We start from the raw sequence: 24,774 nt of genomic DNA, 5'->3' as shown, positions 1-24,774 counted from the left end.
GCATCGCAGCCCGCTAACGAAAGGGTGATCCGTTGAGCCGCTCGGTTCTCGTCACCGGAGGAAACCGGGGCATCGGCCTCGCCATCGCCCGCGCGTTCGCCGACGCCGGCGACAAGGTCGCCATCACGTACCGCTCCGGCGACCCCGAGGCCCTCCAGAAGGAAGGGTTCCTCGCGGTCAAGTGCGACATCACCGACGCCGAACAGGTGGAGCAGGCCTACAAGGAGATCGAGGCCGAGCACGGCCCGGTCGAGGTCCTCGTCGCCAACGCAGGCGTCACCAAGGACCAGCTGCTGATGCGCATGTCCGAAGAGGACTTCACGTCCGTCCTGGACACCAACCTCACCGGCACGTTCCGCGTGGTGAAGCGCGCCAACCGCGGCATGCTGCGGGCGAAGAAGGGCCGCGTCGTACTCATCTCGTCGGTCGTCGGGCTGCTCGGCTCGGCGGGCCAGGCGAACTACGCCGCGTCCAAGGCGGGCCTGGTCGGCTTCGCGCGCTCCCTCGCCCGCGAGCTGGGGTCCCGCAACATCACCTTCAACGTCGTCGCGCCCGGCTTCGTCGACACCGACATGACGAAGGCGCTCACCGACGAGCAGCGCACGAACATCATGTCGCAGGTGCCGCTCGCCCGGTACGCGCAGCCCGAGGAGATCGCCGCCGCGGTGAAGTTCCTCGCCTCCGACGACGCCTCGTACATCACTGGAGCCGTCATTCCGGTTGACGGCGGACTGGGAATGGGTCACTGATCACCATGAGTGGAATCCTCGAAGGCAAGCGCATCCTGATCACCGGTGTGCTGATGGAGTCCTCCATCGCCTTCCACACCGCGAAGCTGGCCCAGGAGCAGGGTGCCGAGATCATCCTGACCGCGTTCCCGCGGCCCACCCTCACCGAGCGCATCGCCAAGAAGCTGCCGAAGCCGGCCAAGGTCATCGAGCTCGACGTGACCAACGCCGAGCACCTGGCCCGCCTGGAGGACATCGTCCGCGACGAGCTGGGCGGCCTCGACGGCATCGTCCACTCCATCGGCTTCGCGCCGCAGGACGCCCTCGGCGGCAACTTCCTCAACACGCCGTTCGAGTCCGTCGCCACCGCGATGCACGTCTCGGCGTTCTCCCTGAAGTCGCTGACCACGGCGCTGCTGCCGCTCATGCAGGACGGCGGTTCGGTCGTCGGCCTCACCTTCGACGCGCAGTACGCCTGGCCGCAGTACGACTGGATGGGCCCGGCGAAGGCCGCCCTGGAGTCCGTCAACCGCTACATGGCGCGCGACCTGGGCAAGCAGAACGTCCGCTGCAACCTGATCTCGGCGGGTCCGATCGGTTCGATGGCCGCCAAGTCCATCCCCGGTTTCTCGGAGCTGGCCGACGTCTGGAACCACCGCTCCCCGCTGGAGTGGGAGGTCTCGGACCCGGAGCCGGCGGGCCGCGGCGTCGTCGCCCTGCTCTCCGACTGGTTCCCGAAGACCACGGGCGAGATCATCCACGTCGACGGCGGCCTGCACGCCATCGGAGCCTGAGCCGCCGTTCAGGTGATCGGTACCCGAGCAGGGACGAACACGCACGTCACCGACGCCCCGTCCCCCCGAGTGTGGGGGCGGGGCGTCCCCCATTCGGGTTAATCGGCGGGCGCCGCGGGCGGGCGCGAGCGCACTCTGGAGGGGAGGTTCCCCCCTTGTGGTGCAGCAGCGGTGGCGCTTCGGCGCCCACCGCAGTACGGCCGAGGAGGTTTCCCTTGTGCGCCTGTCCCACCGACTCATACCGGTGTTCGCAGCCATCCTGCTCCTCGTCGCACTCCCGTACGACGCCGCATCGCACGCCACCCGGGAGGACGGACGTCCCCCCGCGCGCGGGCCCGGCGGAGCCGCCGACGACCCGCCGTTCTCCGGTGCCGACTGCCGTACGCAGGTGCAGGGCTCCGAGGCCGTGGCCTACTGCCACAACCCGTACCCGGACACGGACCGGATGCGCCTGCACATCGAGTGCGGGCGCTGGTGGGACATCGACGGCGACGGGCCGCCGGTCGACGCGGGGCCGGCCATGACGGTGCGGCTGGACGGCAGGTGCTGGAAGGAGATCCAGTCGGTCTGGATCAGCCATCAGAGGGTGACCTGACGCGCAGGGCCGGGGGCCGGGCGCCGAGGGGGAGCAGGGGCCGGAGCGGGCGGCCGGGGCCTTTCGGTCCCGCGCGGCCGAAGCGGGCGGGTAGTCCGGCTCCGGCGCGGCCGACGTGGCGGCGTGGCCCGCCTCAGCCGCGGGATGCGGCGGGGCCGGGGCCCGGGCCCAGCAGCCCGGGGCGGCACTGGAAGGGATAGCCCGCGGCCTCGGTGGCGGCCGCCTCCCCGTCCTGCGCTCGGATCGCGTCGACGAGGCCCGAGTGGTCCATGTGACTCTCCGGCGTCAGCGTCTCGCCCACGTCCTCGCGCAGCCAGTCGCGCAGCACCTCGCCCAGGTCCGCGTACATCGCCGTCATCACGTCGTTGTGGGAGGCCGCCACCACGGCCAGGTGGAAGGTCGCGTCCGCGGCCACGAAGGCCTCCGCGTCACCCGACTCCCAGGCCTCCTCACGGCGCGCCAGCAGCGCGTCCAGCTGCTTCAGGTCCCGCTCCGTGCGCCGCTCGGCGGCCAGCCGCGCCGCGCTCGACTCCAGCGTGGCGCGGACCTCGGCGATGTGCCGGGGGTCCGCGTCGGCGAACCTGCGGTGCATCACACCCGCCAGCTCGCTCGTCGCCACGACATACGTCCCCGAGCCCTGGCGGATGTCCAGCAGACCGTTGTGGGCGAGGGCGCGCACCGCCTCGCGGACGGTGTTGCGCGCCACGCCCAGCTGCTCCACCAGCTCCGGCTCGGTGGGGATGCGGGAGCCGACCGGCCACTCACCCGTCGAGATCTGGTTGCGCAGCTCGCCGATGACCTGCTCGGACAGCGCCGATCGGCGGGGGTGGCTCAGGGGCATGACGGTCCTTCGTGGGGCGAGGGGATGCGACCGAAAGGCAGGGGACAGTCAATCATCGTGATTGGACAGCCAATCATCCCATGATTCTATGATGGCATCATGGCCGACGAGAAAACCCTGACGACGACATCGAGTCCCCCGCGCACCGAGGCGGCCCCCGAGCGGGCCGGGACCGCCCCCGCGGGCACGCGGACGGGGAGCGAGAAGCCCGCCCCGCGCGCGTGGGCGACGTCTCTCGTCACCCTCGGGATCGTTCTCGCGGCCTTCAATCTGCGGCCCGCCATCACCAGCCTGGGCGCCCTGCTGGAGGAGGTCCGCGACGGCCTCGGCATGAGCGGCAGCGTCGCCGGGCTGCTCACCTCGGTACCGCCGCTGTGCTTCGCCCTCTTCGGGGTGGCGGCGCCCCGGCTCGCCCGCCGCTTCGGCCCCTCCGCCGTGGTGTGCGCCGGCATGGCCGCGATCGCGCTGGGCCTCGCGATCCGGCCCTTCATGGGCGGCACCGCCGGATTCCTGGCCGCCAGCGCGCTCGCCCTGATGGGTATCGCCGTCAGCAACGTCCTGATGCCGGTGATCGTCAAGCGCTGGTTCCCCGACCGCGTCGGCTCCATGACCGGCCTGTACTCCATGGCCCTCGCCCTCGGCACCTCCGTCGCCGCGGCGGCCACCGTGCCCATGACGCACGCGCTCGGCGGCAGTTGGCGGACCGGGCTCGCCGTGTGGGCGCTGCTCGCCGGGGCCGCCGTGCTGCCCTGGCTGCCTCTCGTCCGCCACCGCGGTCCCGCCGGGGCGGCCGACGCGCCCGGCGCCCCCGCGGCCGCGGACGCCGACGGCCTGCGGATCACCCGCAGCCGCACCGCCTGGGCGCTCGCCGTGTTCTTCGGACTCCAGGCCACCGCCGCGTACATCACGATGGGCTGGATGCCGCAGATCTTCAGGGACGCGGGCGTCCCTGCCGGGGAGGCGGGCGTGCTGCTCGCCGTCACCATGGTGATGGGCGTGCCGCTCGCCTTCGTGATCCCGCGGCTCGCCACCCGGCTGCCCCAGCAGGGACCCATCGTGGTCGCCCTGGGCGTGTGCGGCCTCGCCGGGTACGCAGGCCTCTACCTCGCCCCGGCCGCAGGTGCCTGGGCCTGGGCGTTGCTGCTCGGCGTGTCCAACTGTGCCTTCCCGCTCGCGCTCACCATGGTCGGCATGCGGGCCAGGACCGGCGCCGGCGTCGCCAAGCTGTCCGCCTTCGCACAGAGCACCGGCTATCTGATCTCGATCCCCGGCCCGCTCCTGGTGGGCGTGCTCTACCAGCACAGCGGCGGCTGGGGGCTGCCGATCGCGCTCATGGCCGGCCTGATGCTCCCGCAGATCGCGGTGGGCTTCCTGGCGGGGCGCAACCGCACGATCGAGGCCGAGTGCGGCCTCGACAAGGCCTGACCCCCGCGGGGGCCCCGGGGCGGGCGGGTGCGAGACTTGGCGCCATGCCTGTGCTCGACCCGAACCCCCAGAACGGCCAGAAGAAGCTCCTCATCGTGCTCGGCGCGATGCTGGCCATCACCGTGATCATCGGCATCGTCGCGTCCTTCGCCTCGCCGTGATCCCTCCCCGGGGGAGGGTGCGGGCGCCGTGACCTCTGCCGGGGCCTCGCCGCCACCTGCCGGGGGCCTCGCCGCGGCACCCTGTCGGGGCGTCCTCGTCCCGTCGTGGCCGCCCGGGGCGCAGTCGGTTCCGGCTGTGCCGGGCCGGCCCGGCCTGCCGAGGCCTCTGCCCGGTGCCCACTTCACGGCGTTCGCCGCCGGGCACCCTTACGCGTCACCGTGGCGGCTGGGGGAGCCCCCCTCGTGTCCCGTGCCCACGAGCCCCGGCGTCCCCGCCACGGCCGACCCGCCATCACGGCGCGCTCGCATCCCCGGGGGCACCGACCCCCGCGCCCACCTGCTCCGGCGCCGCTCGGGGTGGGGCTTTCCCCCCATCCCCTAGGGGGTGAGTTTCAGGGTCAAGTGGGTGGATCACCGGATGGGTTGCGGCCGCCGCATTCCGTAGCTTCGAGATGTGCCCGCGACAGCGGTGCATCGACCGTTCGAAGACACTCCGGAGGCGTCATGTCGGCCCGTACGCACCCCCGGCCACACCCGGCGAGCACGGGTGGCGTCGAAACCCGGCTGCCCTGGTGGGCCCTCGCGCTGCCCACTCTCGCGTTCGTGGCCCTGCTGGTGCTGATACTCAACCCGGCCGACACGCATGCGGCCACGGGAGACACCGCCGTCGCGCATGTCGTCGAGCGCCTCCAGCAGACGCTGCTGCACCACGGCTCCTGAGCGGCCCACTCGCGCACGGCCGGGTGCCCGACCAGCCGTGATCGACGGGAGCGCGTCAACTCCCTGCGCTCCGTGGCGCGTTTCATGCGAAGCTGGAACGCATGAGCGTCGCAGAACCCCGCAGGATTGTCCTTTTCCGGCATGCAAAGGCGGACTGGCCGCAGGTTTCCGACCATGAGCGGCCGCTCACCGACCGGGGCGGCCAGGACGCCCACCTGGCAGGCAGCCGGCTCGTCGACACCGGCATCCCCTTCGACCTGGCTCTCTGCTCCACGGCGGCCCGGACCCGGGAGACCTGGAAACTCGCGGCCCACGAATTCCCGCAGCGGCCGAAAACGGTCTATGAGGAGCGCATCTACGAGGCCTCGCCCGGTGAGCTGATCGCCCTGCTCAACGAGACCCCGGACGACGTCCGCAATCTCCTCCTCATCGGCCACAACCCCGGGGTCCAGGGCCTTGCCGACGTCCTGACCGCCCGCTCCGAGGGCGACGCACTGGCCCATATGCGCCGCCGGGGTTTTCCGGCCGCCGCCTACGCGGTGCTGACCTTCGACGGCTCCTGGAAGTCCCTGGAGCCCGGTGTGGGCACGCTGGTGGACTACTGGGCGCCGGGCGACGAGTAGCCACGTCCCGTCATACGCCGACGGGGCCCGGCACTGCACTGGTGCCAGGCCCCGTCGAGGGGTCCCGTCCGGGCTGTCGCCCGCTCAGTCGACGTGGGTGTCCGCGGCCTCGACCTCTTCACGGGTGATGCCGAGCAGATAGAGCACGGTGTCCAGGAACGGCACGTTCACCGCTGTGTGCGCGGCATCCCGGACGACGGGCTTCGCGTTGAAGGCCACACCGAGCCCGGCGGCGTTCAGCATGTCCAGGTCGTTGGCTCCGTCGCCGATCGCCACGGTCTGGGCCAGCGGCACGCCCGCCTCCTCGGCGAACCGGCGCAGCAACCGCGCCTTGCCCGCGCGGTCCACGACCTCGCCGACGACCCGGCCGGTCAGCCTGCCGTCGACGATCTCCAGGGTGTTCGCCTGGGCGAAGTCCAGCCCGAGACGCTCCTTCAGATCGTCCGTGACCTGTGTGAAACCGCCCGACACCACACCCACTTGGTAGCCGAGCCGCTTCAGCGTACGGATCAACGTGCGCGCGCCCGGCGTGAGCCGCACCTCGCTGCGGACCTTGTCCACGACCGAGGCGTCGAGGCCCTTCAACAGAGCAACCCGCGCGTGCAGCGACTGCTCGAAGTCGAGCTCGCCGCGCATCGCCGCCGCGGTCACCTCGGCGACCTGCGCCTCGCATCCGGCGTGCGCCGCGAACAGCTCGATCACCTCGTCCTGGATGAGCGTCGAGTCGACGTCCATCACGACGAGACGCTGCGCCCTGCGGTGCAGGCCGGTCGAGACCACCGCGACGTCCACGCCCAGCGCGGCCGCCTCCGTCGCAAGAGCGGTCCGCAGCGCCTCGGTCGCCGTGCCGGAGACGGCGAACTCGACGGCTGTGACCGGGTACTTGGCCAGCCGGAAGATACGGTCGATATTGCCGCCGGTCCCGGTGATGGTGGCCGCTATGGCGGCCGTCGACTCGGCGGTGAGCGGATGTCCGAGCACGGTCACCAGGGAGCGGCCGTGGCCGCGGGGCCGATTGTCGCCGATGCCCGAGATGATCTCGGCCTGCATCTTCATCGACTCCGCCCAGCCGTGGACGGTGGCCCGGAGGTCCCCCTCCAGACCGGACGGCGGCTCGGTGACCAGCGCGCACAGGACGATACGGCCACGGGTGACGACCTGCTCGATGTCGACGACGTCGACGGAGTAGGCGGCGAGGGTGTCGAACAGTCCGGCGGTGATCCCGGGCCGGTCCTTGCCGAAGATCTTGACCAGGAGAGTGGGGACGTCAGAGGTCTGCGAAGCGCTCATGGTGGTTCCACCGTATCCGGCCGCGGACGGGTGCGCGGGACCGGTCCGTACACCGGACACGCCCGGCCGCGTGACGAGGCCGGACCTGCGGTGTTCGTCCCACCCCTCCGTCCTTGCGACGGCATCGCCGTCGGCGGGCTCCGCCGGAACCGGCCGGGGTCCCCGCAGCCGGGCACTGTCGGTGCCCGTCCGACGGGGCGCCCGCCCCAGGCCTGCGGGGCGACCCGGCGCGACCCACCCGCGGGGGTCAGCGGCCCCTGGGCCGGCCCGGCGCAGGCGGGTCGTCCGGCGGCGGAGGCACATCAGGCCAGCGTGGACGGGAGCGAGGCCGGGGCCCCGGCGAAGACGGCGGCGCGATCGGACCGATCACCGTGGGCGCGCTCGCCACGTCGTCGGGCGGCCCGGGGGAGGGGACGACGTCCTCCGGCGGCCGGGCGGCTGCCCCGCCGCCGCTGTCCGGCAGCCTCAGATACGGGTTGGTCTCGGGGTTCGGGGGCCGGTGGGGAGTGCGCGGATGGTAGGGGCCGGGGCCGTGGACGCTCCCCGGGCGCGCGGTCGGGGCCGGCCCGAAACCCGGAGTGCCGTCCGCGTACAGGCCGCCTCGCGCACCGCCGTCCGCCGAGCCGGCGCGGCCCGCGGTGAGCCGTATCGCCCGGGTGCCGGCCGCCCCGGCCGCGTATGCCGCGAGTGCCCCCACGAAGCCCGCTGCGAGCCCCCACAGCGCCCCGAGCAGGGCCGCCGTCAGCAGACGGCCGCGCAGTTCGATCCCCGCCCCGACGGCGTCGAACCCGAGTACGGACAGCGACGCACCCGCGGAAACCCCGCTCAGCCACACCACGAGCGGCAGCCCCACCGCGGTCGCCGCCCCGAGCCGGACCGCACAGCGCGCGGCGAATCCGACGGCACCCGGTTCGGCGCCGCCCCGCGAGCCGTCGGCCCCCGGCCCGAGAGGGGTCCGCGCCCCGGTCAGCACCCCCGCCAGCAGCATGAGCGCGACCGCACCCACGGCCAACAGCCATACCCGGCTGTCGAGTTCGGCGAGCCGGCGGAGCGTGACGGGCCGGTCCGGGGGGCCGTCCAGCAACGTGTTCAAGGGGGCCGGGAGAAGAGCGGTGAGCTGGCCTGTGGCCTTGCCGTGCCACGGGACGAACAGCCCCAGGGACAGCCCCGGCCAGACACCGTTGGGGGCGCCGAGCAGGGCCGCGCCGGCGATCCGCCGCGGATGGGCGTCCCCGACCATCGCGTACGCCGCGGCCGCGAGCCCCGCGCCGACGGCCACCAGGGCGGCCGCGACCAGCGAGGAGACCGCGGGGCGCACCACCCGGTGCACCCCGTCCCAGCCGCGCGGCAGCGGGGTACGGCGCGAGGCGAGCAGCGCGACGAGCAGCACCCCCAGTACCCAGCAGCCCCCGCCCAGCAGGGTCGGCCCCATGTCGACGGTGAAGCCGACCGAGGCCTTCGCCCGCACCAGGTCGCCGAGCCGGTCGGGCAGCCGTCCGAGATCGCCCAGATCCCCAAGATCGCCGAGATCCCCGAGCCCGCCTGGCAGCCGGTCCCGGATGCTCCCGGGCAGCCCTCCACCGGGCAGAGCTCCGGCCCCCAGCGACGCACCGTCGATCGTGATGAGGTCGTGGCCCGCCCACGCCAAGCCGCCCAGCATCGCGAGGAACAGTGCGGCCACCGCACCGGCGCGGGCGACGAGTTCGCCCGGTGTGACCTCGACCTCCGCCGCCCGCAGGGAGCGCAGGAAGAACAAGGACAGCAGAAGAGCCCCCACCAGGCCGACGCCGAGCGGTGCGACGTCGATCGCGGTGTGCGCCCGTGCTCCGTGGAGGCCGAACACCGACACGTCCCCGGACGGCGTGACCGAACCGCCCGCGCCGAGCGCCACCACCGCCGCCGTCATCGTCCGGAGCGAGCCGGCCCCGTCCGCACCGAGCAGATGCAGCCCGAGTGCCGCCGTGCCCGCCATGCCGACGAGTGCCCAGCTCACCGCGGCGACCGCGGACAGCAGCACGTCCCACCAGCGCGCGCCGAACCCCCGCGGCGCACCAAGGTTCTTGTACCCGGCCGAACCCTGCCGCGCACCGGGGCCCGCGACGGCGCCGGGGCCCCGCACCGCGCCGGAACCCCTGCCCCACTGGTCGCCGTGTCCGCCGCTCTCCATCGGGCCCCCCGATCCGCACCCGCACAGCACCGAGCCACCGTCCGGCCCACCGTGTCCCCTTGGTTCCGTTCGTACCGGTCGCCCCGGTGGTTCCCGAACGCGCGCAATCGGCATGATCCGTGGGCACTCATGGCCGCTTACCACTCTCCGGGGCGGTATCCGCCCCGTCAACGGGTGGGCGATACAGGCCGGTACGTACTCTTCACAAGGCCCGACTTTCGGTCGGGGGTCCGAGCCTGAAATAGTTCCCCACGAACTTCGACATCCCTAGACTCCCCAAGACGGGGGCTAATCGGGGGACAAATCAGTGGGGCATGGAGTGCCGGAACTCGTACTGGAATTGAACGGACGGACCTGGACGCTCGATCCGTCCAGGCCATACACCCTCGGACGCGATCCGCAGGGCGACATCGTGCTCGACGACGCCAGGGTCTCCTGGCGGCACGCCACCATCAGCTGGGGCGGCCGCAGTTGGGTCATCGAGGACCACGGCAGCACCAACGGCACCTTCGTGCAGGGCCATCGGATCCACCAGCTGGAAATCGGCCCCGGGTCGGCCGTGCACCTGGGCAACGCGACCGACGGTCCGCTGCTGAACGTACAGGGCGCCGCGGCGGCCGCCGTAGCCACGCCCCAGCAGCAGGCGCAGCAGGCCACCCCTCAGCAGCCGTACGGGGGTCAGGCCGGCGGCGACTGGGCCCAGGCGCAGCAGCAGGCGCCGAACCAGCAAGTGCCGCAGCAGGGCTGGCAGCAGAATCCCGAGCAGGCCCAGGTGCCGCATCAGCAGGGCCCCGCCGCCGACGCCGGCGCGCCGCCGGTCCACGGCGACCGCAGCCCCACGACCTTCCACCAGTTCGCCCTCGGCCGGGTGATGCGCATCGGTCGTGCGCTGGAGAACGAGCTGGTCGTCTCCGACCTCCAGGTCTCCCGCCACCACGCCGAGTTCCACGCCACGCCCGACGGCCGCTTCGAGATCCGCGACCTCGGCTCGCACAACGGCACGTACGTCAACGGTATGCCGATCACCAAGGGCGGTTCGGCCCAGATCGGCCCGAACGACACCGTCGGTGTCGGTCACTCGACGTTCCGCCTGGTCGGCGACCGGCTCGAGGAGTTCGTCGACACCGGTGAGGTCTCGTTCTCGGCCCGCCATCTGACCGTGACGGTCGACGGCGGCAAGCAGATCCTGAAGGACGTCTCCTTCGGCGTCCCCGAGAAGTCGCTCGTCGCGGTCATCGGCCCGTCCGGCTCCGGCAAGTCCACGCTGCTGAAGGCGCTCACCGGCTACCGGCCCGCCGACCGGGGCGACGTCCTCTACGACAACCGGAACCTGTACAAGCAGTTCGCCGAGCTGCGCCAGCGCATAGGCCTGGTTCCGCAGGACGACATCCTGCACAAGGAGCTCACCGTCCGTAAGGCGCTGAAGTACGCGGCCAAGCTGCGCTTCCCCGCCGACACCAGCGAGCAGGAGCGCGCGCAGCGCATCGACGAGGTGCTGCGCGAGCTCAAGCTCGACATCCACAAGGACAAGAAGGTCACCTCCCTCTCCGGCGGTCAGCGCAAGCGCGTGTCCGTCGCCCTGGAGCTGCTGACCAAGCCGTCACTGATCTTCCTCGACGAGCCGACCTCGGGCCTCGACCCGGGCATGGACCGCGACGTCATGCAGCTGCTGCGCGGCCTCGCCGACGACGGCCGTACGGTCCTCGTGGTCACGCACTCGGTCGCCGAGCTGGCGCTCTGCGACAAGCTGCTGGTGATGGCGCCGGGCGGTGCCGTCGCGTACTTCGGTCCGCCGGAGGAGGCGCTGAACTTCTTCGGCTACAGCACCTGGGCCGATGTGTTCTCGGCCTTCGAGAACTACCGCGACTACGACTGGGCGGGCCGCTGGAAGGGCTCGCAGCACTACCAGATGTACGCCGCGGACATCGACGCCGTCGCCCCGCAGCAGGCGCACATGCCGCCGCCGCAGGCCATCAAGCCGCCGAAGCCGCAGGGCTGGGGCTCCCAGTTGGTCACACTGGTCCGCCGCTATGTGTCGGTGATCGCGTCCGACAAGGGCTTCATGGCGCTGATGCTGATCCTGCCGGCGGTGCTCGGCGCGGTGAGCCTGCTCATCGACCACAACAACGACCTGCTGGTCCACTTCAACGTGCAGGCCCGGAGGATCATCCCGAACGGCACGGCCACCACGGTGCTGCTGATCCTCGCCGTCGGCGCATGCTTCGCGGGAGCCGCCAACTCGGTCCGCGAGCTGATCAAGGAACGGGTCATCTACGAGCGGGAGCGGGCGACCGGCCTGTCGCGCTCGGCATATCTGATGTCCAAGGTCATCGTGCTCGGCATGATCACGGTGATCCAGGGTCTGCTCGTGGGCGCCATCGGCTTCGCCAGCCGCACGATCCCCGACAAGGGGCTCGTCCTCGGCAGCGCGACGATGATCGAGCTCTCCGTGCCCATCATGGCGCTCGGCTTCACGTCGATGATGTTCGGTCTGATCATCTCCGCCCTGGTGAAGACCGCGGAGAAGACCATGCCGCTGCTGGTGATGTTCGCGATCATCCAGGTCGTGTTCACCGGCTGCCTGTTCACGCTGCACGGCTCGGTCGGCGTCAACGAGGTCTCGTACCTGATGCCGTCCCGCTGGGCCGTGGCCGCGGCCGGCGCCACGCTGGACTTCAACAAGATCAACCCGAACAAGGACGACCCGACGAACACGGACCCGCTGTGGGACCACGACGTCGCGACGTGGGGCATGGACATGGCCGCCCTGCTTGCGCTCGGCGTGCTCTGCGGCTTCTTCGTGGCGCGCTTCCTGCGCCGCCACGAGCCCGAGGTCATGCGCAGCAAGTAATGCACTGCCGGTGATGCGCTGCGGGTGAGCGGTCGCACACGGGCGAAGGGCGGCACCCCCCCGAGGGGTGCCGCCCTTTTCGCGTCTTCGCCGAGACTCAGAGGCCCGATGAGGCTCAGTAGGCGCTGTTGACGTTGTCGATCGTGCCGTAGCGGTGCGCGGCGTAGTTGGCCGCGGCCGTGATGTTGGCGACCGGGTCGTAGATGTTCCAGGACGTGCCCGCCACGTGGTACGTGTTGAACGTGGGCTGGATCACCTGGAGCAGGCCCTTGGAGGGGACGCCGTTGATGGCGTTGATGTCCCAGTTGTTGATGGCCATCGGGTTGCCCGACGACTCACGCATGATGTTGCGGTACAGACCGTTGTACGAACCCGGGATCTTGTGGGCCCGCATGATGTCGAGGGACTGGCGGATCCAGCCGTCGAGGTTGTTCGTGTAGGCCGGGGCGGTGCGGACCGCGGAGCGGCTGACGGCCTGGACCACGCGGGACTGCGTGGCGGCGGTCTGGGCCTTCGCGGCGGTCTGTGCGTTCACGGCGGTGGCGGCCGCGGGCTTCGCGGCCTCGGCAGCCTGTGCCTTCAGCTTCGCGGTGGCGGCCTGGGCCTTCTGGTCGGCGACGGCCAGCTGGTCGGTGACGGCGGCGTGGACGTCCTTGACCTGACCACCGGCGACGTAGGCGACCGGAGCGGCGGCCACGTCCTGGGCCTCGGCGCCGGAGTTGTTCCCGGGCACCAGCGAGATCGCCAGGGCGGCGGCGCCGAGCGTGGCGAAACCCGCGATGGAGAACTTGTGGGCCTTGGTCAGCTTCTTCGAACTGTGACCAGGAGTCGTGCTGTGCTGGGGCATGGCTGGTGGACCTCTTCGAATAGCTCGGGAGGTCGCTCTCGTCCGGAAGGGGACATGGTTCCGGCACAAGCACCAGGGGGTGGATCCACCGCGGTGCCGAGCGACGGGAGCAATTCTTAGCGGCCGCAAAATCGCCTGGCAAAGGTGTGACGTACGACCCCGGATAGTGGATCAGGGTGCAGACGAACGGTGCGAACTCGGACATCGGCGCCGTTCATATGCCCTTTTTCCATCCACTAGGGCAGTTCGTACGTGACGTGAGTCCTATGCGCGGGCTCACATCGGCCGCGTAACAGTCTCACCGTTTGTTGCTACGGCAACGCGCTGTGTGAGCGCTGTCGGCCGGGAGGATGAGGTGGAGGTCGCCGAACTCGTGCCAAAGGTAGAGACGGCGCAGAGCCTCCTCGTAACTCAGGCCGACAACCCTCTGGCCTGCGATGGCCTCCAGCATCAGCAGGTGCGAGGCCTCCGGTTCGTGCAGCCCGGTCAGCAGTCCGTCCACGGCCCGTACTCCCCGCTCGGGCGTGATCACCAGGTCCGTCCACCCCGATGCGGCGTGCACGAGGCCGTCCGGCCCCGCCGCGGACTCCACTGCACGAACCGCGGTAGTACCGACCGCCACGATCCGCCCGCCGCCGGCCCGCGCGGCATTGATCAGTCGGGCGGATGTGAGGGGTACTACATAACGCTCCGGATAGGGAGGTTCGTGGGACTCGACGGAGGCGACACCCGTATAAAGGCAAATCGGTGCAAATTGGACACTTCGACTCACGAGGTCCGTCACCAGGCGTGAGGTGAAGGGGCGCGCCGCACTCGGCATCTCCGCACTGCCGAGACCGTCGGGGGACGGCACGGAGAACACCGTCTGGTACGCGGACAGCGGCTGGTCCCGCTCCGTGTAGGCGTACCGGATCGGCCTCCCGTGCCGCCGCAGCAGCTCCGGCACCTCCCCCGCGGCGACGCGCGCCCACCACAGCCGCGCGTTCCCGGGGCTCAGCTCCTCCTCCAGCACCAGTCGCGCACCGCCGGGGAGCACCACCTCCGTACCCGCGGGCCCGCCCGCGTGCGCGCGTGTGGTCCCCCGTCCGTCCGGTTCCCGCAGCTCGACGGCCCAGCGCCCGTCGTCGCCCTGCGCCGAGAAATGGATCACCACCTGCTCATCCCCGGCCTCGGCATCCACCGCGGCGGCCAGCGTCGGCGACGTGTTGACCACCAGCACATCGCCCGCCCGCAGCAGCTCCGGCAGCTCGGTGAAGGCGTGATGGGTGACCTCCGTCCCACGCGACACCAGCAGCCGCACCGCGTCCCGGTCCAGCCCCGGCCCGCGCTGTTCCACGGGCACCCGGGCGGACAGCTCGTCCGGCACCCGCACGGCGATGCTCACCGGACCTCCAGCAGGTCCCGGGCCGCGTACCGGCCGCTCGCCGGGCGCTCGTCCAGCAGCCGCAGGAAGCCCGGCACCACGCTCTCCGGCAGCGGCCGCCCCGACTCGTCGTCCGTCGGCACCGCCGCCCGGTACAGATCCGTGCGCATGTCCCCGGGATCCACCGCCCACACCCGCAGCCCGGGCTCCTCCACCGCGAGCACCGCCGACAGCTGGTCGAGCGCCGCCTTCGACGCCCCGTAGCCGCCCCACGTCCCGTACGCCTCGGCGGCCGCGTCGGAACTGACGTCGATCACGGTGCCGGCCCGCGCCGCCCGCAGCAGCGGCAGAGCCTCCTGGACGAGACCGAGCGCCGCCACGACATTCGTCTCCAGCGCCTCGCGCAGCCCCTCCAGCGGCAGCGCGGCCAGCCGCACCAGCGGCGCGGCGCCGAGCACGCTCGCGTTGTTCACCAGCAGATCGAGTCCGCCCAGTTTCCCGGCCGCGGCCACCAGCTCCGCGCGGTGTCCGGCGTCCGTGACATCCCCGGTCAGCGCGGTGACCCGGGTGCCGTGCGTCCCCAGCTCCCGCGCCGTGTCCTCCAGCACCGCCGCCGTCCTTGCGTCCAGCACCAGATCCCAGCCACGCCCGGCCAGGGCCGCGCCCAGCGCGCGCCCCAGCCCCTTCGAAGCCCCCGTGATGATCGCCACCGGCATGACGTCCGTCCCCTCGTCCCGTTGCGTGCCGTCGCCGGGGAAGACCCCGGCCGGTGCACTCACGCTAGGAACGCGCCGCCTGCCGCCGCCTCGTGCGCGGGCCGCAACCGTGCAGGTCCCTTCGCCCTAGGCCGGGTCCTAGGGCCACGGTCCCGGACGGCGCCGCCACGCGGCCGATACGGACCGTCACACCCCGCCGGTACCGTGAAGCCATGGGTAACGGTCCACGATCAGGCCTCTCGGCCGTCAGCTCGGCACTGCTCGCCATGAGCAGGCACCTGGAGGTGCGCGACGTCCTCAAGACGATCGTCGCCTCGGCCCGCGAGCTGCTCGACGCCGAGTACGCGGCGCTGGGCGTCCCCGACGACCACGGAGGCTTCGCACAGTTCGTCGTCGACGGCGTCAGCGAGGAGCAGTGGAAGCGCATCGGGCCGCTGCCCCGGCAGCACGGCATCCTCGCCGCGATGCTGCACGACGCGAAGCCCCAGCGCCTCGCCGACGTGCGCAGGGACCCCCGCTTCGAGGGCTGGCCGGCCGCCCACCCGGAGATGTCCGACTTCCTGGGCCTGCCCATCCGCGACGGCGACGAGATCATCGGTGCCCTCTTCCTCGCCAACAAGAGGTGCTCCCGGAAGGACGGAGGCTGCGGCTTCACGGAGGAGGACCAGGACCTGCTGTCGATCCTCGCCCAGCACGCAGCGATCGCCCTGACCAACGCCCGGCTCTACGAACGCAGCCGCGAACTCACCATCGTCGAGGAGCGGTCCCGCCTCGCCCACGAACTGCACGACGCCGTCAGCCAGAAGCTCTTCTCGCTCCGGCTGACCGCCCAGGCCGCCGCCGCGCTCGTCGACCGCGACCCCTCACGGGCCAAGGGAGAACTCCAACAGGTCGCCGCGCTCGCCGCCGAGGCTGCCGACGAACTGCGCGCCGCCGTCGTCGAGTTGCGGCCCGCAGGCCTCGACGAGGACGGCCTGGCGGCCACCCTGCGCACCCAGGCGCAGGTCCTCGACCGCGCCCACACCGCACAGGTCACCTTTGCGGCGCACGGCGTGCGGGCCCTGCCCGCGGCGCAGGAGGAGGCGGTGCTCCGCGTGGCCCAGGAGGCCCTGCACAACGCCCTGCGCCACTCCGGTGCGGACCGCGTCGACGTGGTGCTCGAAAAGCGCGGCGGCGGCGCGGTGCTGCGCGTCACCGACGACGGCCGCGGCTTCGACCCCCGGGCGATACGCCGCGCGGGACGCCACCTCGGGCTGGTGTCGATGCGCGACCGGGCGAGCGGGGCGGGCGGCCGGCTCACGGTGGAATCGGAGCCCGGAAAGGGCACGACGATCGAGATGGAGGTCCCCGGTGGCTGAGCAGAGTATCCGGGTGCTCCTGGTGGACGACCACCAGGTGGTCCGCCGCGGCCTGCGCACGTTCCTCGAGGTCCAGGACGACATCGAGGTCGTGGGGGAGGCCTCCGACGGTGAGGAGGGCGTCGCCCGGGCCGAGGAGCTGCGTCCCGACGTCGTCCTGATGGACGTGACGATGCCGGGCATGGACGGTATCGAGGCGCTGCGCCGGCTCCGTGAACTCGCCAACCCCGCGCGGGTGCTCGTCGTCACCAGTTTCACCGAGCAGCGCACGGTCGTTCCCGCGCTCCGCGCCGGCGCCGCCGGCTACGTCTACAAGGACATCGACCCGGATGCGCTGGCCGGCGCCATCCGCTCCGTGCACGCCGGCCATGTGCTGCTGCAGCCGGAGGTCGCGGCCGCGCTGCTGTCCCAGGAGACCAACAGCGGCCAGGGAAGGGGAGGTTCACTCACCGAGCGCGAGCGGGAGGTTCTCGGCCTGATCGCCGACGGGCGTTCCAACCGTGAGATCGCCCGCGCGCTCGTCCTCTCCGAGAAGACCGTCAAGACGCATGTCTCCAACATCCTCATGAAACTCGATCTGGCGGACCGCACTCAGGCCGCGCTCTGGGCCGTACGACACGGTGTGACCGGCTGATCCGCGCTCCGGAGCACGCCCGCCGCGGCCCCGGCGGACGGTTCCATTCCGGGATGAGATTCATACTGTCGTGTAGATGTCCCCCGAATGGCGCATCCGATGTGGCTCCCGGCCGTTGTCCAGGGCGTGCTGCGGCGCCTGCCGCAGCGGTCACCAGAACGGGAGCAAGAAGTGAAGAACCTGAAGAAGGCCGCCACCGTGACCCTCATGACGGGTGGTCTGATCGCCGCCGGTGCCGGCCTCGCCTCCGCCACCACGGGTGGCGCGCACGCCTGTGGCCACGCGACGCACTCCCCGGGTGTCGGTTCGGGCAACGTCGTGCAGGTTCCGGTCCACGTGCCGGTGAACGTCGTCGGCAACACCGTCAACGTGATCGGCGCCCTGAACCCGGCGTTCGGAAACCTCGGGCTGAACCACTGACACCCCCGGGGCGGCGGTTCCGGCGCAGGTGCGCCCGGGACGGCGCGCCCCGGTGTTCGATGGTCAGGGAGCCGGCCCATTGATCCGATCGGGCCCATCACCCCGGTGTCCCCGTGTCGCAGCCCGGGTCCGCGCGTTGCAGTACGTGCGACCCGCGGCAGGGTCGATACGCCACTCGAGGAGGAACACTTCCATGAACATCGCCAAGAAGGCCGCACTGGCCATCGCCGTCGCCGGCGTGGCCGCGGGCGCCTCCGCCGGTGCTGCCCTCGCCGACTCGGGAGCCCAGGGCGCGGCCACCGGGTCGCCCGGTGTCGGCTCCGGCAACCTCGTGCAGGTGCCGGTCCACGTCCCGGTGAACGTCGTCGGCAACACCGCCAACGTGATCGGTGCTCTCAACCCGGCGTTCGGCAACGGAGGCCAGAACGGCTGACTTCCGCCGTTCACGGGGGCCCCGGGAACCGATGAGGTTCCGCGGGGCCCTCGGCTTGTCCGGGCCGTTCTCAGCGGCCCCTCTCGGTCTCCTCGACATAGGCGTTGTACGCGGCCACCTGCGCCCTGCGCGCGACCCGCTCCACCGGTCGCAGCACCTCCGCGCGGGCCGCCATCTCCGATGCGCTCACGGCCCCGCCGTGCCCGTTCTCGTACGCCAGCGAGACCAGCAGTCCCACCCGCCGGGCCAGTTCCAACACCCTTACCGCCCGCGGCGGATACCCGGGCGCCAGCACCTCGCGCCCCTGCTCGGCCCGTGCCCGGTAGGCGTCGATCGCGGCTTCCGCCACCGGCCCCGACGCCGCGACGTCGAGCCGCGACAACACCTTCGTCGCCTCCCGCAGGGCCTCCGCCAGCTCCCGCTCCGCCTCGCCGAGGGACGGCACATCGGCGGGAGGCGCCTCGCGCACCGGCAGACAGTGCCAGACCACCTCGACATGCACGTCGCCCTCGGGCCCCGCCTCGTACACCTCGGGCACCAGCCCGAGCGCGGCCCCGTGGCAGATGACGGCCTCCTCCGCCTCCATGGCCCGCGCATTGAATTCGGGAGGGCCGCTCAGACCCAGCGGGTGCCCCGGTGCCGGCAGCGCGACCCGCAGCCCGGTCACACCGAGTGCCCGCAGCCGGCCCAGGGCGAGTGTCAGCCCCACCGGGGCGTTCTCCCCGGGAACTCCTTCCACCCGGTGCACCGCGTCCTCGCCGACCGCGGCAAGCACCGCGTCATCCGGCGAGACAAATCCGGCCAAAAGGGCATTTCCCCAAGCCGCCAACCGTCCAGAGCGTGGTTCCGAGAACATGGACCCCAGCCTAAGGACCGGCCGATGGGATAGGCCGCCCGGCCGGTGGCGTAGGTTTGACGGGGGCTGCGTCCACAGACGCACGCGACAGCCGAGACTGCAATGGGAGACAACGCGCTCATGAGCGATGTTCTGGAGCTGGTGGACGTATCCGTGGTCCGCGAGGGCCGGGCACTGGTGGACCAGGTCTCCTGGTCGGTGAAGGAAGGGGAGCGCTGGGTCATCCTCGGCCCGAACGGCGCCGGCAAGACCACCCTTCTGAACGTGGCCTCCAGCTACCTGTTCCCGAGCAAGGGCACCGCCACGATCCTCGGCGACCAGCTCGGCAAGATCGACGTCTTCGAGCTGCGCCCGCGCATCGGCGTGGCCGGCATCGCCATGGCCGAGAAGCTCCCCAAGCGCCAGACCGTCCTGCAGACCGTCCTCACCGCGGCGTACGGCATGACCGCCGGCTGGCACGAGGACTACGAGGACGTCGACGAGCAGCGCGCCCGCGCCTTCCTCGACCGGCTCGGCATGAGCGACTACCTGGACCGCAGGTTCGGCACCCTCTCCGAGGGCGAGCGCAAGCGCACCCTCATTGCCCGCGCCCTGATGACCGACCCCGAGCTGCTCCTCCTCGACGAGCCCGCCGCGGGACTGGACCTCGGCGGCCGCGAGGACCTCGTCCGCCGTCTCGGCCGGCTCGCCCGCGACCCCATCGCCCCCTCCATGATCATGGTCACCCACCATGTCGAGGAGATCGCCCCCGGCTTCACGCACGTCCTCATGATCCGCCAGGGCAAGGTGCTCGCCGCGGGCCCGATCGAGCTCGAACTCACCTCCCGCAACCTCTCCCTGTGCTTCGGTCTCCCGCTCGTCGTCGAGCAGGTGGGCGAGCGCTGGACCGCGCACGGTCTCCCGCTGAGCTGACCCGTCCGGCGGCGCCAGTCCCCACCGCACCGCCCGACGGCGCCCGTACACCCCGGCCGCCCGACGGCGCCCCCGCGCAGGATCTGCGCCCTGTCGGCGACCGGACCCGCGGTCCTACCATGACCGCGTGGACATCAACGCATGGGTGTGGTGGCTCGTCGGCGCGGCAGCACTCGGCATTGCGCTCGTCGTGACGGCGATGCCCGAGTTGGGCATGCTCGCCGCGGGCGCCGTGGCCGCCGCCGTCACCGCCGCACTCGGCGGTGGCACCGTGCTCCAAGTCCTCGTCTTCGCCACCGTCTCGGTCGCCCTCATCGCCGTGGTACGCCCCGTGGCCGCGCGACACCGCGCCCAGCGCCCCGAACTGGCAACCGGCGTCGAGGCGTTGAAGGGCCGCCAGGCCGTCGTACTGGAACGCGTCGACGCAGCGGGCGGCCGCATCAAGCTCGCCGGGGAGATCTGGTCCGCCCGCTCGCTCGACACCGCCCGGAGCTACGACGTCGGCCAGGAGGTGGACGTCGTCGACATCGAAGGAGCCACGGCGATCGTCATCTGACCGGCCAATCCGCCAGGTCCCGCGAACACGCCCCACGGCACACGACGGTCTGACAGACTCGACGAGCAAGATCTCAAAGACGCCCGCGATCCGGGGGCCCGGAACCCTCCGGGGCAGGAACCGCCGGGCACACGAGGCAAGAAGGGGACGGGGAACAACGATGGAACCGATCATCATCGTCCTGATCATTCTGGTGGTGCTGGTCTTCATCGCCCTGATCAAGACGATCCAGGTCATCCCGCAGGCCAGCGCCGCCATCGTCGAACGCTTCGGACGCTACACGCGCACGCTCAACGCCGGCCTCAACATCGTCGTCCCGTTCATAGACTCGATCCGCAACCGCATCGACCTCCGTGAGCAGGTCGTGCCGTTCCCGCCGCAGCCCGTCATCACCCAGGACAACCTGGTCGTCAACATCGACACCGTCATCTACTACCAGGTGACCGACGCACGCGCGGCCACGTACGAAGTCGCCAGCTACATCCAGGCGATCGAACAGCTCACCGTCACCACCCTGCGCAACATCATCGGCGGCATGGACCTCGAGCGCACGCTCACCTCCCGCGAGGAGATCAACGCCGCACTGCGCGGCGTCCTCGACGAGGCCACCGGCAAGTGGGGCATCCGCGTCAACCGCGTCGAGCTGAAGGCGATCGAACCGCCCACCTCCATCCAGGACTCGATGGAGAAGCAGATGCGCGCCGACCGCGACAAGCGCGCCGCGATCCTCACCGCGGAAGGCATCCGGCAGTCCCAGATCCTCACCGCCGAGGGTGAGAAGCAGTCCGCGATCCTGCGCGCCGAGGGTGAGGCCAAGGCCGCCGCCCTGCGCGCCGAGGGCGAGGCCCAGGCCATCCGCACCGTCTTCGAGTCCATCCACGCGGGCGACCCGGACCAGAAGCTGCTCTCCTACCAGTACCTGCAGATGCTCCCGAAGATCGCCGAGGGCGACGCCAACAAGCTCTGGATCGTGCCCAGCGAGATCGGCGACGCGCTGAAGGGCCTGTCCGGAGCCATCGGCAACTTCGGCCCGATGAGCGGCGGTTCGGGCGGCGGGTCCGGCAACAACGGCTCCGAGCGACGCGAGAAGCCCTCGATCGACTGACGGCACGCCCGGGGCCGGCCGAGGGCATCCCCGGGACCGGACGAGCGCACGCCGGTGGAGGAGACCTGCCGCACGGCGCACCCGGAGACCCGGCCGACGGCATCCCCGGAGACCTGGCAACGGCACACGAGAGGGCGGCCCCCGACACCTGCCGGAAGCCGCCCTTCATTCACGCACTTACGCCGCGGACTGCGCCAGCCACTCGGGCAGCGCGTCCAGCTCCTCCTGTCCCAGCGTCAACAGCATGGCGTCCGCCGGTGTCGGCTCGAACGGCTGCCGCAGCAGCGGCATCCCCGCCTGCTCCGGAGTACGGTCCGCCTTGCGGTGGTTGTCCTCCGCACACGAGGCGACCGTGTTCAACCAGGAGTCCGCACCCCCCTGCGCCCGGGGTACGACGTGATCCACGGTCGTCGCCCGCCTCCCGCAGTACGCGCACCGGTGCCGGTCACGCACCAGGACACCACGCCGCGACCACGGAGCCCGTCTTCGGAAGGGCACCCGGACATACCGGCAGAGCCTGATCACCCGGGGAACCGGAAGATCGAAGGCGGCGGCACGCACACGCAGCTCCGGATGCTCCTGCTCCACGACGGCCTTGTCCTGCAGAACCAGAACGACAGCTCGATTCAGCGTCACCGTCGACAGCGGCTCGAAGCTCGCATTCAGCACCAGCGTGTCACGCATCCCGCCCACCTCCCGTGCGCACCGGCCCACCCCCTGGCGGGCTGGGATCAACTCTGGCCGGGCACGCCGAGATGGACAACGCAATATCTGCTCCCGAGGGCCACCCCCGGGGCCCCCGGCAAGAAAAATGCCCGCCTCCGATCACTCACAGACCAGAGGCGGGCAAACGTTCGGTGAACGCTCAGCTGTCACCGGGTGCCGCGTACTCCCCGACGACATGGGCACGCGCCAGCGTGTGGAAACGCAGGTTGAACCCGACGACCGCCGGCGTCGCCGCGCCGTCCGGACCGAGCTTCTCCTGGTCCACCGCGTACACCGTGAACACATAGCGGTGCGCCGGGTCGCCGGGCGGCGGGGCCGCACCGCCGAAGTCCTTCGAGCCGTAGTCGTTGCGCACCTGCACCGCGCCCTCGGGAAGCCCCTTGAACGATCCGCTCCCCGCGCCCGCCGGCAGTTCCGTCACCGAGGCCGGGATGTCGAACACGACCCAGTGCCAGAATCCACTGCCGGTAGGGGCGTCCGGGTCGAAGCAGGTCACGGCGAAACTCCTGGTCTCCGGCGGGAAACCCTCCCACCGCAGATGCGGCGAGGTGTTCCCGGCCGCGTAGACCTGAGCGTCCTTCAGCACCGCACCCGGCTCCACGTCGTCGCTCACCACGGTGAACGGCGCCACCTCCGGATGGAAGTCATGGGGAAGCGGCGGCCTCTTGCACTCGGTCACGTCAGCACCTCCTGATCGGTGAACCCATTCCGTGAGCCACTCGCCGAGCGGCTCACGGAAACTGTCCGCCCCGAGCCTAGAACCAGTTCCGCTTCCCGCCGACCTCCGACAGCCACTGGTGCAGGTATGCGGCCCAGTCGGTGCCCTGGTAGTCGTGCAGACCCACCGTGAACGAGCGGTACGTGTCGCTGCCCTCGCTGAAGAGGCCCGGCTTCTTGTCCATCTCCAGGACGACGTCCATCTCCCGGCCGTCCGCGACGAAGGTCAGCTCCACCTGGTTCAGCCCGCGGTACTGCTGCGGCGCGTGGAACTCGACCTCCTGGTAGAAGGGCAGCCGCTGACGCGTCCCCCTGATGTGTCCACGCTCCATGTCCGCGTTCTTGAAGCGGAAGCCCAGCTGGATGAAGGCGTTCAGGATCGCCTGCTGCGCCGGCAGCGGATGCACGTTGATGGGGTCGAGGTCGCCGGAGTCCACGGCACGCGCGATCTCGAGCTCGGTGGTCACACCGATGTGCATGCCGCGCAGGGCCTGCCCGTCGATCATGGTGACCGGCGTCTCCCACGGGATCTCCAGCCCGAACGGAACCGTGTGCACCGCACCCGCCTGGAGCTCGAAGGCTCCGCCGAGGCGCACCTTCGTGAACTCGATGTTCTGCTTGTACTCCTGGTCGTCGTGGCCCTCCACCTCGACCCGGGCCTGCAGGCCGACCGACAGCCCCTCGATCTGCTGGTTCACGGAACCGCCCTGGATCCGCACCTCGCCCTGGACCACGCCGCCCGGGACGACGTTGACCTCGGTCAGCACCGTCTCGACCGAGGCCCCACCTGCGCCCAGGCTCGCCAGCAGCTTCTTGAACCCCATGTTTCCTCCTTCGACCTCACATGCCTTGCCCCGTACACACGCGCTCAGGCCGTGGCGGGTTCCCTGCACTACGCTCGTACGCCATGATCGCGGCCCCTGACCGTACGCCCCTCCCCCGGGAGTTCTTCGACCGCCCCGTCCTCGAGGTCGCCCCCGCACTCCTGGGACGCGTCCTCGTCCGCAACGGCCCGGACGGGCGCATGGAACTCCGGCTGACGGAGGTGGAGGCGTACGCAGGCCAGGCCGACCCGGGATCACACGCCTTCCGGGGGCCCACCGGCCGCAACAACGTGATGTTCGGTCCGCCCGGACACGCATACGTCTACTTCACCTACGGCATGTGGCACTGTCTCAACCTCGTGTGCGGTCCCGAGGGCACGGCCAGTGCCGTTCTGCTCCGCGCGGGGGAGGTCACGGCCGGCGCCGACATCGCCCGGCCCCGCCGTCCGTCGGCACGCAACGACAGGGAACTGGCCAAGGGGCCGGCGCGGCTCGCGACCGCCCTCGACATCGACCGGGCCCTCGACGGCACGGACGTCTGCGACGGCCCCGACGCACCCCTCACCGTCCTCGCCGGCGCCCCCGCACCGCCCGAACGGGTCCGCAGCGGTCCGCGCACCGGAGTCGCCGGCGAAGGAGGCGTCCACCCGTGGCGCTTCTGGATCGCCAACGACCCGACGGTGAGCCCCTATCGGGCTCATACGCCTCGCCGGCGCCGGACTTGACTCGGCTCCGGGCGATGCGTAATGTATCCCGAGCCGCTTGAACCGGGTACGGCGTATCGCCTGCAGCCGGAAGCGGCCAACCCACTACCTACGATCCACCTCCCTCAACGGGTGCGTCTTTCGGCATGCCGAAATTCGACCTCAAGGGCTCGATTATGAGTCGCCGGGGAAGTCGGTTAACGTAGTGAATGTCGAAAGGCCGCGAGGCCGAATAGACAAAAGCAAAACCCCCGCCGACCGGGGAATCGGGCCCGAAAGGATCTGATAGAGTCGGAACCGCCGGAAGGCCGCAGAGACCGAAAGGTCGAAGGGCCGGAAAGCACCGAGGAAATCGGATCGGAAAGATCTGATAGAGTCGGAAACGCAAGACCGAAGGGAAGCGCCCGG

The 24,774-nt window shown here is 71.2% G+C and carries 26 protein-coding genes; 16 read left to right on the top strand and 10 right to left on the bottom strand.

What is annotated here, in order from left to right:
• The first annotated feature begins 32 nt into the window (after positions 1 to 32).
• The 3 genes from fabG (at position 33) to ACWCP6_RS22975 (ending at position 2,117) form a co-directional block, all read left to right on the top strand.
• Entirely contained in the window at positions 33 to 749 is a 717-nt protein-coding gene (fabG, locus tag ACWCP6_RS22985) for a 3-oxoacyl-[acyl-carrier-protein] reductase (RefSeq protein ID WP_450934375.1), read from the top strand.
• Positions 750 to 754: 5 nt separating this feature from the next.
• Complete coding sequence (fabI, locus tag ACWCP6_RS22980) at positions 755 to 1,522, top strand: enoyl-ACP reductase FabI (RefSeq protein WP_450934374.1); 768 nt, start codon at positions 755 to 757, stop codon at positions 1,520 to 1,522.
• A 217-nt stretch (positions 1,523 to 1,739) separates the two neighbouring features.
• A complete protein-coding gene (locus ACWCP6_RS22975) occupies positions 1,740 to 2,117 on the top strand; it encodes a hypothetical protein (protein ID WP_450934373.1) in 378 nt (125 codons plus the stop codon).
• Positions 2,118 to 2,250: 133 nt separating this feature from the next.
• Here the strand turns inward: ACWCP6_RS22975 and ACWCP6_RS22970 are convergent, their stop codons facing one another.
• Positions 2,251 to 2,958 (bottom strand): FadR/GntR family transcriptional regulator, encoded by a 708-nt coding sequence (locus ACWCP6_RS22970; RefSeq protein ID WP_450934372.1) that lies wholly within the window; start codon positions 2,956 to 2,958, stop codon positions 2,251 to 2,253.
• Between the two features lie 99 nt (positions 2,959 to 3,057).
• On the opposite strand from ACWCP6_RS22970, the gene ACWCP6_RS22965 reads away from it, so the two are divergent.
• The 4 genes from ACWCP6_RS22965 to ACWCP6_RS22950 all read left to right on the top strand — a co-directional run bounded on the left by ACWCP6_RS22965 (position 3,058) and on the right by ACWCP6_RS22950 (position 5,887).
• Positions 3,058 to 4,383 carry a CynX/NimT family MFS transporter gene (locus ACWCP6_RS22965; RefSeq protein ID WP_450934371.1) on the top strand — a complete coding sequence of 442 codons (1,326 nt, stop codon included), beginning with the start codon at positions 3,058 to 3,060 and terminating at the stop codon, positions 4,381 to 4,383.
• Positions 4,384 to 4,427: 44 nt separating this feature from the next.
• Positions 4,428 to 4,544 (top strand): SGM_5486 family transporter-associated protein, encoded by a 117-nt coding sequence (locus ACWCP6_RS22960; protein WP_450934370.1) that lies wholly within the window; start codon positions 4,428 to 4,430, stop codon positions 4,542 to 4,544.
• A 504-nt stretch (positions 4,545 to 5,048) separates the two neighbouring features.
• Positions 5,049 to 5,264 (top strand): hypothetical protein, encoded by a 216-nt coding sequence (locus tag ACWCP6_RS22955; RefSeq protein ID WP_450934369.1) that lies wholly within the window; start codon positions 5,049 to 5,051, stop codon positions 5,262 to 5,264.
• 101 nt (positions 5,265 to 5,365) lie between these two features.
• A complete protein-coding gene (locus ACWCP6_RS22950; protein WP_450934368.1) occupies positions 5,366 to 5,887 on the top strand; it encodes a SixA phosphatase family protein in 522 nt (173 codons plus the stop codon).
• A gap of 84 nt (positions 5,888 to 5,971) precedes the next feature.
• On the opposite strand, the gene serB is transcribed toward ACWCP6_RS22950, so the two are convergent.
• The gene (serB, locus tag ACWCP6_RS22945; protein ID WP_450934367.1) at positions 5,972 to 7,177 is read right to left on the bottom strand and encodes a phosphoserine phosphatase SerB; all 1,206 of its coding nucleotides are present in this window, start codon (positions 7,175 to 7,177) and stop codon (positions 5,972 to 5,974) included.
• A 247-nt stretch (positions 7,178 to 7,424) separates the two neighbouring features.
• Complete coding sequence (locus ACWCP6_RS22940; protein WP_450934366.1) at positions 7,425 to 9,344, bottom strand: streptophobe family protein; 1,920 nt, start codon at positions 9,342 to 9,344, stop codon at positions 7,425 to 7,427.
• 319 nt (positions 9,345 to 9,663) lie between these two features.
• On the opposite strand from ACWCP6_RS22940, the gene ACWCP6_RS22935 reads away from it, so the two are divergent.
• Complete coding sequence (locus ACWCP6_RS22935; protein ID WP_450934365.1) at positions 9,664 to 12,195, top strand: FHA domain-containing protein; 2,532 nt, start codon at positions 9,664 to 9,666, stop codon at positions 12,193 to 12,195.
• Positions 12,196 to 12,310: 115 nt separating this feature from the next.
• Here ACWCP6_RS22935 and ACWCP6_RS22930 read toward each other — a convergent pair whose 3' ends face one another.
• The 3 genes from ACWCP6_RS22930 to ACWCP6_RS22920 form a co-directional block, all read right to left on the bottom strand.
• Complete coding sequence (locus tag ACWCP6_RS22930; RefSeq protein WP_450934364.1) at positions 12,311 to 13,042, bottom strand: transglycosylase SLT domain-containing protein; 732 nt, start codon at positions 13,040 to 13,042, stop codon at positions 12,311 to 12,313.
• Between the two features lie 298 nt (positions 13,043 to 13,340).
• Positions 13,341 to 14,426 carry an S-adenosylmethionine:tRNA ribosyltransferase-isomerase gene (locus ACWCP6_RS22925; RefSeq protein ID WP_450934363.1) on the bottom strand — a complete coding sequence of 362 codons (1,086 nt, stop codon included), beginning with the start codon at positions 14,424 to 14,426 and terminating at the stop codon, positions 13,341 to 13,343.
• Positions 14,423 to 15,121, bottom strand: a complete 699-nt coding sequence (locus tag ACWCP6_RS22920) for an SDR family NAD(P)-dependent oxidoreductase (RefSeq protein ID WP_450934478.1) — start codon at positions 15,119 to 15,121, stop codon at positions 14,423 to 14,425. Before ACWCP6_RS22920 ends, ACWCP6_RS22925 begins: the two co-directional genes overlap by 4 nt.
• Before the next feature lie 212 nt (positions 15,122 to 15,333).
• On the opposite strand from ACWCP6_RS22920, the gene ACWCP6_RS22915 reads away from it, so the two are divergent.
• The 4 genes from ACWCP6_RS22915 (at position 15,334) to ACWCP6_RS22900 (ending at position 17,966) form a co-directional block, all read left to right on the top strand.
• On the top strand, positions 15,334 to 16,479 hold the full coding sequence (locus tag ACWCP6_RS22915; protein WP_450934362.1) for a GAF domain-containing sensor histidine kinase: 1,146 nt from the start codon (positions 15,334 to 15,336) through the stop codon (positions 16,477 to 16,479).
• Entirely contained in the window at positions 16,472 to 17,113 is a 642-nt protein-coding gene (locus tag ACWCP6_RS22910) for a response regulator (protein ID WP_450934361.1), read from the top strand. The genes ACWCP6_RS22915 and ACWCP6_RS22910 overlap by 8 nt, the downstream gene beginning before the upstream one ends.
• Positions 17,114 to 17,284: 171 nt before the next feature.
• Positions 17,285 to 17,533: a chaplin family protein gene (locus tag ACWCP6_RS22905; protein WP_450934360.1), complete on the top strand. Its 249-nt coding sequence runs from the start codon at positions 17,285 to 17,287 to the stop codon at positions 17,531 to 17,533.
• 193 nt (positions 17,534 to 17,726) lie between these two features.
• Positions 17,727 to 17,966, top strand: a complete 240-nt coding sequence (locus ACWCP6_RS22900) for a chaplin family protein (protein WP_450934359.1) — start codon at positions 17,727 to 17,729, stop codon at positions 17,964 to 17,966.
• A gap of 70 nt (positions 17,967 to 18,036) precedes the next feature.
• On the opposite strand, the gene ACWCP6_RS22895 is transcribed toward ACWCP6_RS22900, so the two are convergent.
• Entirely contained in the window at positions 18,037 to 18,822 is a 786-nt protein-coding gene (locus ACWCP6_RS22895; RefSeq protein ID WP_450934358.1) for a hypothetical protein, read from the bottom strand.
• A 120-nt stretch (positions 18,823 to 18,942) separates the two neighbouring features.
• On the opposite strand from ACWCP6_RS22895, the gene ACWCP6_RS22890 reads away from it, so the two are divergent.
• The 3 genes from ACWCP6_RS22890 (at position 18,943) to ACWCP6_RS22880 (ending at position 21,395) form a co-directional block, all read left to right on the top strand.
• Positions 18,943 to 19,734, top strand: coding sequence for an ABC transporter ATP-binding protein (locus ACWCP6_RS22890; RefSeq protein ID WP_450934357.1), 792 nt, complete (start codon positions 18,943 to 18,945; stop codon positions 19,732 to 19,734).
• A 127-nt stretch (positions 19,735 to 19,861) separates the two neighbouring features.
• Entirely contained in the window at positions 19,862 to 20,290 is a 429-nt protein-coding gene (locus ACWCP6_RS22885; RefSeq protein ID WP_450934356.1) for an NfeD family protein, read from the top strand.
• Between the two features lie 160 nt (positions 20,291 to 20,450).
• On the top strand, positions 20,451 to 21,395 hold the full coding sequence (locus tag ACWCP6_RS22880) for an SPFH domain-containing protein (protein WP_450934355.1): 945 nt from the start codon (positions 20,451 to 20,453) through the stop codon (positions 21,393 to 21,395).
• A gap of 177 nt (positions 21,396 to 21,572) precedes the next feature.
• Here the strand turns inward: ACWCP6_RS22880 and ACWCP6_RS22875 are convergent, their stop codons facing one another.
• From ACWCP6_RS22875 to ACWCP6_RS22865, 3 genes are all read right to left on the bottom strand, one after another.
• Positions 21,573 to 22,079: an HNH endonuclease gene (locus tag ACWCP6_RS22875; RefSeq protein ID WP_450934354.1), complete on the bottom strand. Its 507-nt coding sequence runs from the start codon at positions 22,077 to 22,079 to the stop codon at positions 21,573 to 21,575.
• A gap of 181 nt (positions 22,080 to 22,260) precedes the next feature.
• Positions 22,261 to 22,800, bottom strand: a complete 540-nt coding sequence (locus ACWCP6_RS22870) for a YbhB/YbcL family Raf kinase inhibitor-like protein (RefSeq protein ID WP_450934353.1) — start codon at positions 22,798 to 22,800, stop codon at positions 22,261 to 22,263.
• A gap of 76 nt (positions 22,801 to 22,876) precedes the next feature.
• Positions 22,877 to 23,662: a sporulation protein gene (locus tag ACWCP6_RS22865; protein ID WP_450934352.1), complete on the bottom strand. Its 786-nt coding sequence runs from the start codon at positions 23,660 to 23,662 to the stop codon at positions 22,877 to 22,879.
• A gap of 83 nt (positions 23,663 to 23,745) precedes the next feature.
• On the opposite strand from ACWCP6_RS22865, the gene ACWCP6_RS22860 reads away from it, so the two are divergent.
• Complete coding sequence (locus tag ACWCP6_RS22860; protein ID WP_450934351.1) at positions 23,746 to 24,387, top strand: DNA-3-methyladenine glycosylase; 642 nt, start codon at positions 23,746 to 23,748, stop codon at positions 24,385 to 24,387.
• Positions 24,388 to 24,774 lie beyond the last annotated feature (387 nt).

Source organism: Streptomyces sp. NPDC002004, from assembly GCF_053593975.1.
The sequence above is the reverse complement of the archived record's forward strand: the minus strand, read 5'-3'. Positions and strand labels throughout refer to the sequence as shown.